The sequence below is a fragment of the Faecalibacterium sp. 9 genome (assembly GCF_048320955.1).
GTDB lineage: Bacteria > Bacillota > Clostridia > Oscillospirales > Ruminococcaceae > Faecalibacterium > Faecalibacterium wellingii.
Genome location: NZ_JBLWGB010000001.1, coordinates 526560 through 541797 on the forward strand (window position 1 = coordinate 526560; position 15238 = coordinate 541797).

At 59.3% G+C, this 15238-nt stretch carries 13 protein-coding genes; 6 read left to right on the plus strand and 7 right to left on the minus strand.

The window, feature by feature from the left end; all coding sequences use genetic code 11:
• Positions 1–326: 326 nt before the first annotated feature.
• The 7 genes from mnmE to rpmH all read right to left on the minus strand — a co-directional run bounded on the left by mnmE (position 327) and on the right by rpmH (position 8002).
• Positions 327–1697, minus strand: a complete 1371-nt coding sequence (gene mnmE / locus ACKXF9_RS02465; RefSeq protein ID WP_418265861.1) for a tRNA uridine-5-carboxymethylaminomethyl(34) synthesis GTPase MnmE — start codon at positions 1695–1697, stop codon at positions 327–329.
• 219 nt (positions 1698–1916) lie between these two features.
• Positions 1917–3728, minus strand: a complete 1812-nt coding sequence (locus ACKXF9_RS02470) for a 5'-nucleotidase C-terminal domain-containing protein (protein WP_339394436.1) — start codon at positions 3726–3728, stop codon at positions 1917–1919.
• Positions 3729–4035: 307 nt separating this feature from the next.
• Positions 4036–5190 (minus strand): RNA-binding cell elongation regulator Jag/EloR, encoded by a 1155-nt coding sequence (gene jag / locus ACKXF9_RS02475; RefSeq protein WP_418265196.1) that lies wholly within the window; start codon positions 5188–5190, stop codon positions 4036–4038.
• 17 nt (positions 5191–5207) lie between these two features.
• Positions 5208–6269 (minus strand): YidC/Oxa1 family membrane protein insertase, encoded by a 1062-nt coding sequence (locus ACKXF9_RS02480; protein ID WP_418265197.1) that lies wholly within the window; start codon positions 6267–6269, stop codon positions 5208–5210.
• Between the two features lie 640 nt (positions 6270–6909).
• Positions 6910–7224 carry a membrane protein insertion efficiency factor YidD gene (yidD, locus tag ACKXF9_RS02485; protein ID WP_418265198.1) on the minus strand — a complete coding sequence of 105 codons (315 nt, stop codon included), beginning with the start codon at positions 7222–7224 and terminating at the stop codon, positions 6910–6912.
• Positions 7221–7637: a ribonuclease P protein component gene (gene rnpA, locus ACKXF9_RS02490; RefSeq protein WP_418265199.1), complete on the minus strand. Its 417-nt coding sequence runs from the start codon at positions 7635–7637 to the stop codon at positions 7221–7223. The genes yidD and rnpA overlap by 4 nt, the downstream gene beginning before the upstream one ends.
• 230 nt (positions 7638–7867) lie before the next feature.
• Positions 7868–8002: a 50S ribosomal protein L34 gene (gene rpmH / locus ACKXF9_RS02495; RefSeq protein ID WP_005924258.1), complete on the minus strand. Its 135-nt coding sequence runs from the start codon at positions 8000–8002 to the stop codon at positions 7868–7870.
• A gap of 367 nt (positions 8003–8369) precedes the next feature.
• Here rpmH and dnaA point away from each other — a divergent pair, with 367 nt between their 5' ends.
• The 6 genes from dnaA (at position 8370) to gyrB (ending at position 15104) form a co-directional block, all read left to right on the plus strand.
• Positions 8370–9692, plus strand: a complete 1323-nt coding sequence (gene dnaA / locus ACKXF9_RS02500) for a chromosomal replication initiator protein DnaA (protein ID WP_005937115.1) — start codon at positions 8370–8372, stop codon at positions 9690–9692.
• A 399-nt stretch (positions 9693–10091) separates the two neighbouring features.
• Positions 10092–11198: a DNA polymerase III subunit beta gene (dnaN, locus tag ACKXF9_RS02505; protein ID WP_339394440.1), complete on the plus strand. Its 1107-nt coding sequence runs from the start codon at positions 10092–10094 to the stop codon at positions 11196–11198.
• Between the two features lie 12 nt (positions 11199–11210).
• Entirely contained in the window at positions 11211–11426 is a 216-nt protein-coding gene (locus ACKXF9_RS02510; protein ID WP_005929126.1) for an RNA-binding S4 domain-containing protein, read from the plus strand.
• Positions 11426–12547 (plus strand): DNA replication/repair protein RecF, encoded by a 1122-nt coding sequence (gene recF, locus ACKXF9_RS02515; protein WP_418265200.1) that lies wholly within the window; start codon positions 11426–11428, stop codon positions 12545–12547. Before ACKXF9_RS02510 ends, recF begins: the two co-directional genes overlap by 1 nt.
• A gap of 86 nt (positions 12548–12633) precedes the next feature.
• Positions 12634–12891, plus strand: a complete 258-nt coding sequence (remB, locus tag ACKXF9_RS02520; protein ID WP_249237639.1) for an extracellular matrix regulator RemB — start codon at positions 12634–12636, stop codon at positions 12889–12891.
• A gap of 218 nt (positions 12892–13109) precedes the next feature.
• A complete protein-coding gene (gene gyrB / locus ACKXF9_RS02525) occupies positions 13110–15104 on the plus strand; it encodes a DNA topoisomerase (ATP-hydrolyzing) subunit B (protein ID WP_249237640.1) in 1995 nt (664 codons plus the stop codon).
• The last annotated feature ends 134 nt before the right edge of the window (positions 15105–15238 follow it).

The window sequence follows — 15238 nt, forward strand, 5'->3', positions numbered from 1 at the left end:
GGGAAACGGCAGCAGCAGCGCTCGCTCCCCCGGGGGGAGCTGTCGCGCAGCGACTGAGGGGCTTTGAATCGGCGGAGCCGGAAAAAAACGGTTAAAAGATCTTCACGCCGAACAGGCGTGAATCTTCAGTTTTTTCCGGTGCAGCCCTCCTCTTTGGGGTTAAAAGGGGCGAGCAGCCCCTTTTTCGTGGCTCCAGCGCGTCGAAATCGCTGGCACTTTTCTGGTTCTCTTTTGGTGTCAAAAGAGAACATACCCGGCGGCGATGCATTTTGCAAAAGGCATCAAACTTTAAACACGCGACTACGCTCTGCGCAGGAAGCTCTTCGTCACTTTCCCACGCAGAAGCGTTCAAACACCTGTTCGATCACGGCTTCCGAGGCGTTCTCGCCGGTCAGGTCGCACAGGGCGGCCAGTGCATCGTCCACACAGACAGACACCGCGTCCAGCCCAAAGCCGCCTGCGGCAGCATCCAGTGCACCGGCCACGGCATCCCGCGCACGCAGTGCGGCGGAAAGCTGACGCTGGCCGGACAGGCTGGCGGCATGGGCGTCGATCTGGCTGGTGCCCAGCAGCCGGGCCACCGCAGCGGAGATCACCCTGCGGCTCCCCTCCTCCTGACAGCACACCGGCAGCACCATGGCAAAGAAGGGTGCGATCAACTCCGGGTCGAATCGCGTTGGTTTATCCTCTTTGTTGATAAGCGCAATGGCCGGACGGCCCTCACAGCGCTGTGCAAGCTCCAGATCTTCCCTTGTGGGCGGCTCGGAGCCGTCGAACACGGCAAGGATCAGGCCCGCTTCCTCCAGCTTCTTCCAGCTGCGGCGGATGCCCTCCGCTTCAATGGCGTCCTCCGTCTCCCGCAGGCCGGCGGTATCGAACAGGTTCAGCCGGACATCCCCCAGCTGCACCGCCTGCTCCACCACGTCGCGGGTGGTGCCAGCCACCGGCGTCACAATGGCCCGGTCGAACCCGGCCAGCAGGTTGAGCAGCGTGGACTTGCCTGCGTTGGGCCGGCCCACGATGGCGCAGTCCACGCCCTCGCGCAGGATGGTGTCTGCCTGATAGTTCCGGATCAGGCCGTCCAGCTCTGCCTTTACCCCGCTCAGTACCCGGTGCAGGTGGTCATCATCCAGCTCCGGCACATCCTCCTCGGGAAAATCCACCCATGCGGCAAGGTGTGCCTGAATGGCGGTAAGCTCCTGCTTTTGAGCGTCGATCTTTTTGGCCAGCGCACCGCCCAGCGCCGCATTGGCCAGTGCGGCCCCCTGCCGCCCGTCTGCCGAGATCAGGTCCATGACCGCTTCGGCCTGGGTCAGACCCAGCTTGCCGTTCAGGAAGGCGCGGCGGGTGTACTCGCCGGGAGCGGCAGGCTGCGCACCGGCGGCAAGGCAGGCTTCCACCAGACGGCGGGCCACCGCGTTTCCGCCATGACAGGAAAGCTCCACCACATCCTCGCCGGTATAGCTGTGGGGCGCACGGAAAAACAGGGCCACGCCCTCGTCAAAGGTCTCGTTCCCTTCCCGGAAGGCTCCGTACATGGCCGTATAGCCTTTGGCCTGTTCAACTTTTTTTGCGGCGTTGGCCGGGCAGAACACCCGGGCCGCCACCTGATAGCTCTCCGCACCGGAGAGCCGCACCACGGCAATGCCGCCTGCGCCCGGTGCTGTTGCAATTGCTGCAATGGTCGCTTCCTGCATGGTTTTTCTGGCTTCCTTTCCGCGCCCGGTCTGGCCGCTTGCTCCCATCTGCCCACAGCAGCGAGACCAATACAGTTTCATTGTACCACGAAATGCTGCGGAATGGTACTGTTTTTTCAACCAATTCCCGGGAAGCGGTTGAAAATCCGCCCGTTTCTCACACAAAAAAGGGACTTTCCGTCCCAACACGGAAAGCCCCTTTTTACAGGAAACTGATTTTTAGAACTTGGCGATATCTGCCGTGGTGATGGCCTTGCCGGGCAGCGTGCGTGCATCGGCATTCTCATTCAGGGCCAGCTTGCCCTCGCGCAGCAGCTGCACAGCCTTCTGGTGATCGGCGGCCTTCCAGTTGTTGCCCACGATCTTCCAGTTGTTGTTCACATGCGGCTCGATGGTGCCGCCCTTCACGGTGCGGATGTACTCGCCCAGCAGCTCGCGGATGCCGCCCACATCGCCGCGCACATCGATCTCCAGCAGCTTGGGCAGATCCTCACCGGGCAGGAAGATGTCCGCAGCCGTCAGCAGCTGGGTGGTGGCGCGGTAGTTGTTCACTGCCACAACAAAGGTGTCGGTGTCCTTCACGGCCTTGCCGTTCGGCCACTTGAGGTTCTTGATGCGGTGGCCCGGCTCCTTGGAGACGTCCAGCTCATAGTTGACGCCCTCAAAAGCATCGTACAGGTAGTAGCGCACCGAGGGGTCAAAAGCGATGGTCACTTCATCCGGCTTCCATGTCTTGAAGAAAGCAGCAGACCACTCCATGAAGCGGCGCAGCTGTTCGCCGGTCATCTGCAGCTTGTACAGGGTGTTCTGGTAGGTGTAGATGCTGGCCATATCGCACTTGCGGATGGTGCCTGCGCGCATCTGGGAGGTCATGGAGGTCAGGGCCGTTGCGGAGACCTGCGCACCGGTGTAGTACATCTGCACTTCGTTGATGAAGTCCAGCAGCGCGGTATCCTGCACCATGGCCTGCGGCAGGCAGTCGATCTCGTTTTCGGGGGCCAGATCGCCGCCCTTCAGCTCGCCGATGGGGGTGACAGCGTCTTCCTTGGCGCGGGTGTCGTAGGGAGCCAGCAGAGCGGTCAGCTCCGGATCGGGCTCGTACTCCTTGATCTGCAGGTTCTCCGAGGTGCGGTTCACGACCTTCCACTTGCCGTCCAGCTGGCGCTCCAGATAGACGTGGATCTCAGACAGGGTGGCACCGGCATTCTTGTTCTCCACCACCAGCACGTTGTTGATCATCATGTTGGGGATGCTCCTGTGGCCGTGGCCGCCCACGATGACGTCGAACTCGGGGCAGGCATTGGCCAGATCGGTGACGCCGGAGCCATAGACACCGTACTCGTTCTCGGTATCCATGTGCATGACGCCGATCAGAACATCCACCTGATCCTTGATCTTATCGATGATCCTGCGGCTCTCGTCCACAGGGTTGGTGACCTTCCAGCCCTCCAGATTCTTGGCATCCCAGCGGATGATGTTGGGGGTGACCATGCCAATGACGCCGATCTTCACGGTGCCCTTTTTGATGATGGTGTAGCCGTCAGCCAGCGGGGTGCCATCCGGTGCGTAAACGTTGCCGGTAAGCACCTTGGCCTTCTGCTGTCCCATGACCTTTTTCAGCACATCCATGCCGTAGTTGTACTCATGGTTGCCGGTGGTCCAGATATCATAGCCGATGGCATTCATGGCAGCGATCATGGGGTGCAGGTCATCCTTCAGGAACAGCTCTGCGGAGTTGGCCTGAATGGTATCGCCTGCATCCACCACCAGCGTGTTCCGGGTGCGGCACTGCTTGATGGCGGTCGCCTGCTGGGCCACACTGCCGGAAGCATCTGCCTTGTTGGCGGCGTAATCCCAGGGATCGAACTTGCCGTGGGTGTCGCTGGTGGCAAGGATCTGCAGATCCATGCTCCACAGGGACTTGATGTCACAGGCGGCTGCAGAGGGTGCCATACAGCTGGCGGCTGCGATGGTTGCGGATGCCCCTGCACCACGCAGGAAGCTGCGGCGGGAGATCTTGTTCTGAGCCATAGTTGATTACCTCTTTTTTCATCATTCTGTCTGTTCTTCACGAACAGAACGCTCTTGACTACAGTATAAATCCTTGACCAATTGTTTTACAATTGCCATTTGAGAGAAAGATTTCGGCAAAAAACAGGCAGTTTCTCCAAATTTTGAGAAGAATGACTTTTGACAGGCTCCGTATACCGCAGCTGCCGCCCGACCCGAAACCAGCTTGGCGTCAGTTTTGGGTAAAATCCTTTTTTGCGTGAAAAAAGGTCTCCGGAAAATCCGCAGATCTTCCGGAGACCCTGATTTCAAAAATAATTCCGCAAAATTACAGCTCGATCTTGCCAAAGCTGAAATCGGCAAAATCATCCACCCGCTCGGTGCGCTTGGGTGCTACCGGTGCGGCATTCTCGGCATCGCGGGGTGCATAGGTGCGCTCCGGCACACCGGAGGGACGGGGGCCGCGGGGTGCACCGCTGCGGCTGCCGCGGTAACCGCCACGGCTGCCATTGCGGTCGCCGTGGTCGGAACGGTTTCCGCCGCGATAACCGCCGCTGCGCGGACCGCCGGGACGACGGCCATTGCCGCGTCCGCCGCGGGGACGGCGCTCGCCGTAGGTGTTCTCGGTCTGTGCATCGGGTGCGGTGGAGTAGATGACCACACGGCGGTCACGGCCTTCGCCCTTGCTCTCGCTGCGCACGCCCTCCATCTTGCTGATGGCAGAGTGGATGATGCGGCGCTCGTAGGGGTTCATGGGCTCCATGGCAAAGCTGCGGCCGGTCTTGCGCACCTTGGCACCGATGCGCTGTGCCAGTGCGGTCAGGTCGCTCTCGCGCTTGTCGCGGTAGCCGGCAACGTCCAGACCCAGCTTGATGTAATCGCCCTCCAGACGGTTCGCCACAAGGCTTGCCAGATAGGACAGGCTCTCCATGGTCTCGCCGCGGCGGCCGATGAGGGCGCCCAGCTTTTCACCGTCCAGACGGATGATGGTGGCCTCGCCCTTCTGCACGGCGCTGAAGGAGACGTTCTCCACGCCCATCAGGGCAATGACCTCACGCAGGTAGTCCACTGCGGCCTTGACCTTGGCGTTTTCCTCAATGTTGATGGGCTCCTCGGTCTCCTCTTCCTCGGCGGCAGGCTGCTGCACTGCGGCAGCTTCCACGGCGGGCGCTGCTGCCTCCTCGACCTTGGCTTCCGGCTCTGCCGGTGCAGCGGGTGCTTCCACCACAGGAGCAGGCGCGGCCTTCTCCTGAACAGGGGCCTTCTTTTCCTCAACGGCGGGTGCTGCCGGAGCGTCCGGCTCCTCCACGCTCACACACACCTTGGCGGGGGTGAGCTTCAGGCCCAGAAAACCAGTCTTCTGGGGCATTTCCAGCACTTCGCAGCTGACATTCAGATCATCGGCCTGCACGCCCAGCAGGGCACAGGCTTTTGCGCGGGCTTCATCGACCGTTTTGCCGGTCGCTTCCTGCTTACGGATCATAACCGTTCTCCTCCTTCTTATTCTTTATCCTGCTTGTTCAGCTCGCTCAGCGGCACAGTGCGCTCGTCCTTGTAGCGCTCCTCGTCCAGCTTGCGGGCATACTCCAGCCGGCGCTTGTTCATTTCACTGGCGGAAAGGTTCTTTTCCGTGGTCTTGCCGGTCTTGGGATCGGTGACCTTGACGGTAGTATTCTTCACACCGCGCTTTTCCTGCTTTTTCTTGGCAGCGATCTCGGCTTCGATCTCCTTGCGCATCTTATCGGGGTCGTACACCTTGCGCATGACCTGGGTCTGCGCGGTCATCACGATGTTGGAAATGACGTAGTACAGAGAGAATGCCAGAGGATAGGTGAAGCAGAAGAACAGGTACATCAGCGGCATCATATACATGGTCACCTTCATGCTGCCCTGCATCTGCTGGCCGCTGGCCTTCATGCTGATGTGGGTGGACAGGAGCATGGTGATGACCGACAGCAGCGGCAGCACGATGTCCAGAGAAAGGCCCAGCTTGGGCACGCGGGTCAGGTCGATGCCGAGGAAGGTCATATGACGGCTGAACTCGGTGACAGTCGCGATCTGCTCCGGGGTAAAGCAGGCAGCCAGACTGCCGTTGCCTGCCACCAGCTGAGAAATAATGGTGGTATCGCGGGTGATGGCGGTAAAGGCGACACCGGAGGCGGTCAGGGCCTCACCGGCAGCGGTCAGGGCAGCAGCGCTGATGTGGAAGATGCGCTCCAGCGGATTGTACACGACACCGATAACGCCGAACATGACCAGGAAGTTCAGCAGCATGGGCACACAGCCTGCGGTGGGGTTATAGCCGTAGTTCTGCTGCAGCTTGAGCATTTCTTCCTGCTGCTTTTCGGGCTTGTCCTTGTACTTGTTCTGGATCTCCATCATCATGGGCTGGAAGGCCGACATTTTAGCCATGCTCTTCTGCTGGCTCAGCTGCAGAGGGATCTTGACGATGTTGATGAGCAGCGTGAAGATGATGATGTCCCAGCCGTAGCTCGGGAGCAGCTTGTAGATCCACTCCATGACATAGCCGAGAGGACCGCTCAGGATGTAAAAGAAGTTCATACCTTTGTCCATTCTGCCCCGTCTGTGGCACGGGACTTGTTATTTTTTATCGTAGGACACGCTGCCCACAGTGCACCGCGTCACAAGAAGCTTTATGATCTAAAATGCCCTCCGCGTTGCTCTGGGCATCTTCAGCGGAAAAATTATTTTATATTTGCGTTTGTCGCGCTCTGCGGAGCGCTCCAAACGCATTTTCACGGGAAAGGCCGTAACGGCAAACGGCATATGCTGACGCTGGCTCCCTGCGGGAGCATTCACGTCAGCATAAAAACATGCTGTTGCCCTTACGTTTCGTCGCGCAGCGACTTAAAACCGGCGAAACACAAAAAATCCTCTAGCGCAGCGGCTTGGATTTTTTGTATGGAGCCCAACAGCTTTGGAGTTACTAGGGGCGAGCAGCCCCTAGTTCGTGCCTCCCGCGCCTCGAAAGTAGCGGAGACCTTGCCGCGCTGAACACGCGGCATTTGCTTTGCAAACCGGTCTGCGGCTTAAAAGCCCCACTGGGGCTTTCATGCCCTGTGGGCACCGCCGTCCTTTCTGGTTCTCTTTTGGCACGCAAAAGAGAACATACCCGGCGGTGCTGCATTTTGCAAAAGCCATGAAACTTTAAACACGCGACTACGCTCTGCGCAGGAAGCCTCTATTTTTCCACCTTTTGCCTGTGCCGTGTGGAAAACAGCTTTGCGGGCTGCAGGCGGCGGGCAGGGTTCTGCCAGCGGCCCGGCTCCGGCACCGGGTCGTAGCCCCATTTGCCGAGGGGATTGCACCGGGCGATGCGCCATGCCCCCAGCAGGATGCCTTTGATGCACCCATGGGTCATGATGGCCTGCATGGTGTAGTTGCTGCAGCTGGGCGTAAAACGGCAGCTGCGGCCGATCCACGGGCTCAGGGTGTACTGATACACCCGGATCAGCCCGCACAGCGCCTTCCTGCAGGCGTTTTGCAGCCCTGTCATGCGGTGGGCTCCGCCTTTTCCGCCTTTGCCCTGCGTGCCGGGGGCACTGTGGCGGGCGGCGGTGCGTCCGGACGTTTGGCCTTATCGGGCAGACCGGCCTGTGCGAACAGCTTTGCCACTACGCCGCTCAACTGCCAGCTCTTCAGCCGCGGGGTCATGCCCCGGGCCACAAAGATCAGATCATAGCCGCCGATGTTGTAGTCCAGATGTTCGTCGATGGCCGCCTTCATTACGCGGCGGGCCCGGTTGCGCTGCACGGCGTGGCCGATCTTTTTGGTGGCGGTCAGGCCCACGCGGGTCTTTTTGCCGCGGGTCTTCAGCACGTACATCACAAGGGCCGGGTTCACGTAGGACTTGCCGCGGGCATACACTCTGCCAAACTCGCTGTTGCGGCGGATGGGACGATAGCGCATGGTTCCGCGCCTCCTTTCCGTGACTGGGAACGCACCCGGAAGGTGCATTCTTCAGCCAGTATATCAAAAATTTTTCTACTTTGAAAGCCCATGCGGGCAATTTTACAAAAATTCTTTCAAGAATCCGGCAGTTTTCCGTTTCTCAAAAAAAATAAGACCGCCAATCCAGTATCAGCGGTCTTTTGTGCGCATATTCATTTCTGCGCCGGATCCCGTCATAAAGGCAGAGATCAGACAGTCAGGCTCTTGCGGCCCTTTGCACGGCGAGCATTGATGACCTTGCGGCCGTTCTTGGTGCTCATGCGGGTCAGAAAGCCATGAACTTCCTTGCGCTGACGCTTCTTGGGCTGAAAAGTTCTCTTCATGGTTGTATCCTCCGTAAAAACTTATCCCCGGTATGGGGTCTGATGCGGTCCCAGATTGGGGACAGGCTTGCAATTCAACAGTATATCGCATAGTATGGCGTTCTGTCAAGCATTTTTTTCGCTTTTCCGCAAACTTTTTGCGGATTTTTCTGTGAAAAGATTTTCAACTTTTTCACCATTTTGCCGTGGAAAACTCTATTGCCACAAGATATTGTGGCCCGGTTTTGCCCCGGACACAACGGCCCCGCAGGGGCTTTTCTTATGTATTATAAATTACATTATAGAAATATGGACGCACAGCCATTTTTGTGGTATACTAACCTGGTATCAGCAGCATTGTTGAAAACTTTAACGGAGTGGATGTTTTATGGATTCTTTCAAGGACGTTTTAGAGGCCGCGCAGGCGTACTGCAAAACGCAGATGGCCGAGCCGACCTATAATCTCTATATCGACGGGTTGGAGCCCATCAGCTTTGAGGACTCCAGCCACATCACCCTTTCGGTGCGCAACGACTTCATCTGCAAGATCGTGACGGACCGTTATCTTGGCCTGCTCAAGGAGGCCTTCAAGACCGTGCTGGGCTTTGACGTGGATATCACGCTGGTGGTGCCCAGCACCCCGCCCCACGAGGTGGTGCTGGCCCAGCAGTATGAGGCAAACCCCGCCTCCCCGCAGGGCAACTACGAGTTCACCTTCGAGAACTTCATCAAAGGCCCCTCCAACCAGTTTGCGTTTGCTGCTGCGCAGGCGGTGGCGGCCAATCCCTCCGGTGCCTACAACCCGCTGTTCATCTACGGCGGCTCCGGTCTGGGCAAGACCCATCTGCTCACCGCCATCCAGACCGAGATCAAGCGCACCCACCCCGACTTCGTCATCATGTACGTTACCTGCGAGCAGTTCACCAATGAGCTGATCGCCGCCATCCGCGCCGGCAGCACCGAGGACTTCCGCATGAAGTACCGCGTGGCAGACCTGCTGCTGGTGGACGATATCCAGTTCATCGCCGGCAAGGAGTCCACCCAGGAGGAGTTTTTCCACACCTTCAACTCCCTGCACGACGCACACAAGCAGATCGTTATTGCCTCCGACCGCCCGGCCAAGGAGATCAAAAGTCTGGAAGAGCGTCTGCGCACCCGCTTTGAGTGGGGCCTGACCGCCGACGTGCAGCCGCCGGATTTTGAGACCCGGGTGGCCATCGTCAAGCGCAAGGCAGAGCTTCTGCATCTGGACCTGCCCGAGGATGTGGCCGAGTTCATCGCCAACCACCTGAAGAACAACATCCGCCAGCTGGAAGGCGCCGTGAAAAAGCTGAACGCCTACTACATGCTGGAGGGCATCCAGCCGGTCATCAGCGTGGCCCAGAATGCCATCAAGGACATCCTCAACGAGACCCAGCCGGTGCCGGTCACCATCGAGAAGATCATCGGCGAGGTGTCCCGCACCTTCAACGTCTCCCCTGCCGACATCCGCGGCACCAAGCGCAACGCCAACGTTGCCTCTGCCCGCCGCGTGGCCATCTACATCCTGCGGGAGGTCACCGGCATGAGCATGGAGGAGATCGGCCGCGAGTTCTCCGGCCGCGATCATTCCACCATCGTCTACTCCCTCAAGACCATGGAGCGGGACATGAAGAACGACCAGCACCTGCGGGAGACCGTCAGCGACATCATCAAAAACGTGAAGGCCTGACCGGGGAAAACGGGGGTAAAAGTCATACTCATTTTGACAACTAACCCCAAAATATGGGGAAGAACCGGAAGAAAATGGGGAAAAACGGCCCATATCTTGTGGTAAAAACGCAAACCTTTCCACACTTTCCACAGAGTTTTCAACATTCAACCTGTGTTCTCCACATGGGCTGTGGAAAGAAGGGGTCCTTCTCACCTTTCCACGATCCATTCACAACACATTCACAATGCCGTGGAAACCCAAACCCCCGCATTCCGACAGGACTTTTCCAAGTTTTCCACAAGTTCCCCACCCCCTACTACGGTTACTACAACAAGTTCAATAAGATAGACCGGTCCGGAGACTGCATTCCAACCCAAAACAACATCCGGACCCGGAAAACAAAGGAGAGAATTCAGTTTGAACATCGTATGTGACAAAGTTCTGCTGAGCGCAGCCATCGATGGTGTGTCCAAAGCCGTCACCATGCGTTCAGCGATCCCCGTTCTGGAAGGCATTCTGCTCAAGGCCGAGGGCTTCCAGCTCAACCTGACCGGCTACGATCTGGAAATGGGCATCGTGACTACCATCGAAGCCAATGTGAAGGAAGCCGGCGAGGTGGTGCTGAATGCAAAGCTGCTCAGCAGCATGATCAGTCGGATGCCTGCCGGTCAGGTGGCCATCACCTCTGCCGAAAACGGCAAGACTACCATCCAGAGCGGCGTCGTCCAGTTCGAGATCCAGTCCATGCCGGCCAGTGATTTCCCCGAGCTGCCCAACACCGGAGCGGAGGAGACCCTGACCATCAAGACCGGCGTGCTGAAAGATATGATCGATCGCACGTTATATGCGGTCAGTCAGGACGAGAAAAAGCCCGCCCATACCGGTGAGCTGTTCGAGATCCTGCCCGACAAGCTGACCGTGGTGGCACTGGACGGCTACCGTCTGGCCATCGTGGAACGCCCGGTCACGGCGGTGAAGGATATCCGCATCATCGTGCCCAGCAAAACCATGACCGAGGTCTCCCACCTGCTGCCCAACGATGACGAGGAGCTGGTGCACATCAGCGCCAACCGCCGCTATGTGGTCTTTATGGCGGGCGGCTACACCATCATGAGCCGCCTGATCGAGGGCGAGTTCCTCAACTACCGCAACGTGATCCCCGCCGACAGCCGCACCCGCGTGACCATCGACACCAAGGAGTTCGTCGAGACCATCGAGCGTGCTTCGCTGATTATTACAGAACGTTTAAAAAATCCCCTCCGCATCTCCTTTACAGAGGGTAAAGTCGTCGTCCGCTGCCAGACCAACCTTGGCCGCGTGGTGGATGAATTCAACGCCGACTGCGAGGGCGACGAGGTGGAGATCGGCTTCAACAACCGCTATCTGCTGGACGCGCTGCGCAACGCCCGCACCGACAAGGTCCGCATGGAGATCAGCGGCCCTCTGAGCCCGGTAAAGGTGCTGCCTGCCGAGGGCAGCGATTTCCTGTATCTGGTGCTGCCGGTGCGCTTCAAGAACGATTAAGAGGGATAATTTATGCAGAAAATTCTCATCCATACGGAGTTTATCAAGCTGGATGCCCTGCTGAAATATGCAGGCCTGTGCGAGACCGGCGGCGAAGCCAAGGAGCTGGTGCAGGGCGGTGCCGTGAAGGTGAACGGCGAGGTGTGCACCATGCGCGGCAAAAAGTGCCGTGCCGGTGACGTAGTGGAGCTGGACGGCCAGACCGTGGAAGTCGGGCAGGGGCAGTAATGCGTCTGCTGTCACTGGAAGTTGCGAACTACCGCAATATTGCGGCGGCGCAGCTGGAGCCGGGCCGGGAGCTGACCGTGATCTGCGGCAACAATGGTCAGGGCAAGACGAACCTGCTGGAGGCCATCTGGCTGCTGACCGGCGGCAAAAGCTTCCGGGGCGGCAAGGATGCCGAGCTTGTGCGCCGCGGGGAAACATTCGCGGTGCTGGAAGCCGTCACCCAGCGCACCCGGCAGGAGGATCAGGAACCGGACGACCCGGCCAGAGTGCGCATCACGGTGGGCACGCCGGATGCACAGCGGCCCGGGCGGTATGCATCGGTGAACGGTGCACCGCCCAAACGGGCGGCAGGCCTTGCGGGCAGCTTTCCGGCTGTGGTGTTCGACCCCGGGCACCTGAGCCTTGTCAAAGGGGCGCCGGAAGGACGGCGGCGGTTTCTGGACGCGGCGCTGTGCCAGCTGTACCCCGGCTACCTTGCCACCTACCGCCGCTATGTGCGGGCATTGCAGCAGAAAAACGCGCTTCTGCGTCATTCCGCAGGCGGCACAGAGCGCCCGTGGGCAGAAAAATGCGCCCTGCTGGAAGTGCTGAACGTGGAGCTTGCAGCGCAGGGCGAGGCCATCCAGAAGCGGCGGCGGGAGTATCTGGCCATGCTTGGCCCGCTGGCCTGCGCCAACTATGCCGAGCTTTCCCACGGGGCAGAGCGCATGGCAGTGCACTATGCCGCCCAGTTTGAGCCGGGCGGGTTGTCCGCACTTTTGAAGCAGCGCCAGAACGAAGAGCTGCGCGCCGGGCAGAGCCTGTGCGGCATCCACCGCGAGGATGTAGAGCTGCTGCTGGACGACCAGCCCGCAAAGGTGTTTGCAAGTCAGGGACAGCAGCGCAGTGTGGTGCTGAGCCTGAAAATGGCCGAAGCGGCTGCCGCTGCACGGATCACCGGAGAGCACCCGGTGCTCCTGCTGGACGATGTGCTCAGCGAGCTGGACGAGGGCCGCAAGCAGTATCTGCTCACCCGCATGAAGGAAAAGCAGACCTTCGTCACCAGCTGCGATGATACCGCGTTCCTGAAAACGGACGGCGAGGTGTACCGCATGAACGGCGGTGTGCTGAGCCGGGCCTGACCGGGACGAATGCTGCAAAAGTCCATACGAAACCTGTGCATAAACAGCGTTTTATGCATGAGCTGCCGGAATGAGGAAAATACTGTATGTATATTCATCTGGGGCGCGACTACGTACTGAATGACCGGGACATCATCGGCATCTTCAACTTGGAGACCACCACCATCACCCCCCGGGGCCGGGAGTTTCTGAACTATGCCCAGAAGAACGGCGCGGTGGTCAGCCTTTCGGACGAGCTGCCCCAGAGCTATGTGCTGGCGGACGGCGCGGTGGTGGATACGGTCTATCTTTCCGAGCTGTCCCCTGCCGCCATGCGCCGCAGAGCCGAAAAGATGGTGGAGTGAAATTTGCAGAAAACGGGCGGAAAACCCACAGAAAAAGAGGGATGGGAAAGCCCCGGAACTGCCCGGAAAGCCGCACCGCGCCAGCCGGAACGCCTTCTGCGGCCGGGGCGTAAAAACACAACAAAACTGCGAGAAAAAAGGACACCCTGGTGTACCGGTTCCCGCTTTGCTATCATTTGAAAAAACAAACGCAAAAACGAACAAAAGGGAGAAAGGAAATGGCAGAAGAAATCATTACCAGCACAAATGCCGAAACCGCTACCGACCATGAGTATAATGCCAGCGAGATCCAGGTCCTGAAGGGTCTGGAAGCGGTGCGCAAGCGCCCGGGCATGTATATCGGCTCCACCGGCGAGCGGGGCCTGCATCATCTGGTCTACGAGATCGTGGACAACGCCATCGATGAAGCGCTGGCCGGCTACTGCGACCACATCGAGGTGAAGATCCTCAAGGACAACATCATTCAGGTCACGGATAACGGCCGCGGCATCCCTGTGGACATTCAGGCCGACACCGGCCTGCCCGCCGTCACCGTCGTTTACACCATCCTGCACGCCGGCGGCAAGTTCGGCGGCGAGAACTCCGGCTACAAGGTGGCCGGCGGTCTGCACGGCGTGGGTGCTTCGGTGGTCAACGCCTGCTCCGAGTGGCTCACCGTCGATGTGCGCCGCGACGGCAAGGAGTACGAGCAGACCTTCCGCCGCGGCGACCCGGACGGCCCGCTCAAGTGCATCGGCACCGTAGCCGACGGCGTTACCGGCACCCGGGTCACCTTCAAGCCGGACCCGGAGATGTTCAAGGACACCACCGTGTACGACTTCGACACGCTGGAAAAGCGCCTGCGGGAGGAAAGCTTCCTGAACGCCGGTGTCAAGATCACCCTGACCGACGAGCGCGAGATGTATACCCCCGTGCTGGAGGACGGCAAGGAGGGCGACCCCTGCTACCGCACCGAGGTCATGTGCTATGAGGGCGGCATCAAGAGCTTTGTCACCTATCTGGGCGAAAAACGCAAGCTGGATGTGCTGCACCCCAATGTCATCTACCTCAAGGGCCAGACCGACCGCGGCATGGCAGAGATCGCACTGCAGTACAATTCCAGCTACAACGAGCTGCTGCTGAGCTTTGCCAACAACGTCAACACCCCGGACGGCGGCACCCACGAGGAGGGCTTCAAGAACAGCCTGACCCGCGTGTTCAACGATTACGGCCGCAGCCACGGCCTGCTGAAGGACAAGGACGAGAACCTGTCCGGTGCAGATGTCCGCGAGGGCCTGATCTGCGTGATCTCGGTCAAGCTGCAGGAGGCCGAATTTGAGGGCCAGACCAAGGCAAAGCTGGGCAATACGGAGATCCGCACCCTGGTTTCCAACATGGTCTACTCCAAGCTGATGGAGTTCTTTGAGGAGAACCCCGGCGTGGCAAAGGCCATCTTTGAAAAGGCCACCCAGGCCGCCCGTGCCCGCGCCGCTGCCAAAAAGGCCCGCGAACTGGTGCGCCGCAAGAGCGCACTGGAGACCAGCCGGATGCCCGGCAAGCTGGCAGACTGCCGCGAAAAAGACCCCAGCCGCACCGAAATTTTCATCGTCGAGGGCGACTCTGCAGGCGGTTCCGCCAAGATGGGCCGCGACTCGGCCATTCAGGCCATCCTGCCGCTGTGGGGCAAGATGCTGAACGTGGAAAAGGCCCGCGCCGACAAAATCTATGGCAACGACAAGCTGATGCCGGTGGTGCTGGCGCTGGGCTGCGGCATTGGGGACGAGTTCGATATCTCCAAGCTGCGCTACGATAAAGTGTTCATCATGGCCGATGCCGATGTGGATGGCTCCCACATCTGTACCCTGATGCTCACCTTCTTCTTCCGCTATATGCGCCCGCTCATCGAGCAGGGCCATGTGTATGTGGCCCAGCCGCCCCTGTTCAAGGTGCAGAAGGGCAACACCATCAAATATGCCTACAACGACGCCGAAATGGCCGTGCTTTCGCAGGAGATGCCGGGTGCCAAGGTGAACCGCTATAAGGGCCTTGGTGAGATGAACCCCGAACAGCTGTGGGAGACCACCATGAACCCCGATAACCGCGTGATCGTACAGATCACCATTGACGACGCCGAGAAGGCCGACGAAGCCTTTACCATCCTGATGGGCGATCAGGTGGAGCCACGCCGCCGCTTTATCGAGACCAACGCCCAGTACGCAAAGCTGGACGTGTAAGCGTGCTCGCCCTCTCCGTCTTTGCTTCGCAAATCCACCTCTCCCAAAGGGAGAGGCCTTGGCAAAGAGATGACGTTTGCGTGGACTGCCAAGGGCTCCCCCTTTGAGGAAAGACTTCCCCCGCGCCGGGGGAA

Excerpts from the sequence above, each read along its gene's own strand:
- rpmH (WP_005924258.1), bottom strand. The coding sequence starts at position 8,002 with ATGAAGAGAACTTTTCAGCCCAAGAAGCGTCAGCGCAAGGAAGTTCAT.
- gyrB (WP_249237640.1), top strand. The coding sequence starts at position 13,110 with ATGGCAGAAGAAATCATTACCAGCACAAATGCCGAAACCGCTACCGAC.
- rnpA (WP_418265199.1), bottom strand. The coding sequence starts at position 7,637 with ATGCGCTATCGTCCCATCCGCCGCAACAGCGAGTTTGGCAGAGTGTAT.
- remB (WP_249237639.1), top strand. The coding sequence starts at position 12,634 with ATGTATATTCATCTGGGGCGCGACTACGTACTGAATGACCGGGACATC.
- ACKXF9_RS02480 (WP_418265197.1), bottom strand. The coding sequence starts at position 6,269 with ATGAACTTCTTTTACATCCTGAGCGGTCCTCTCGGCTATGTCATGGAG.
- dnaA (WP_005937115.1), top strand. The coding sequence starts at position 8,370 with ATGGATTCTTTCAAGGACGTTTTAGAGGCCGCGCAGGCGTACTGCAAA.
- recF (WP_418265200.1), top strand. The coding sequence starts at position 11,426 with ATGCGTCTGCTGTCACTGGAAGTTGCGAACTACCGCAATATTGCGGCG.
- jag (WP_418265196.1), bottom strand. The coding sequence starts at position 5,190 with ATGATCCGTAAGCAGGAAGCGACCGGCAAAACGGTCGATGAAGCCCGC.
- mnmE (WP_418265861.1), bottom strand. The coding sequence starts at position 1,697 with ATGCAGGAAGCGACCATTGCAGCAATTGCAACAGCACCGGGCGCAGGC.
- ACKXF9_RS02510 (WP_005929126.1), top strand. The coding sequence starts at position 11,211 with ATGCAGAAAATTCTCATCCATACGGAGTTTATCAAGCTGGATGCCCTG.
- ACKXF9_RS02470 (WP_339394436.1), bottom strand. The coding sequence starts at position 3,728 with ATGGCTCAGAACAAGATCTCCCGCCGCAGCTTCCTGCGTGGTGCAGGG.
- yidD (WP_418265198.1), bottom strand. The coding sequence starts at position 7,224 with ATGACAGGGCTGCAAAACGCCTGCAGGAAGGCGCTGTGCGGGCTGATC.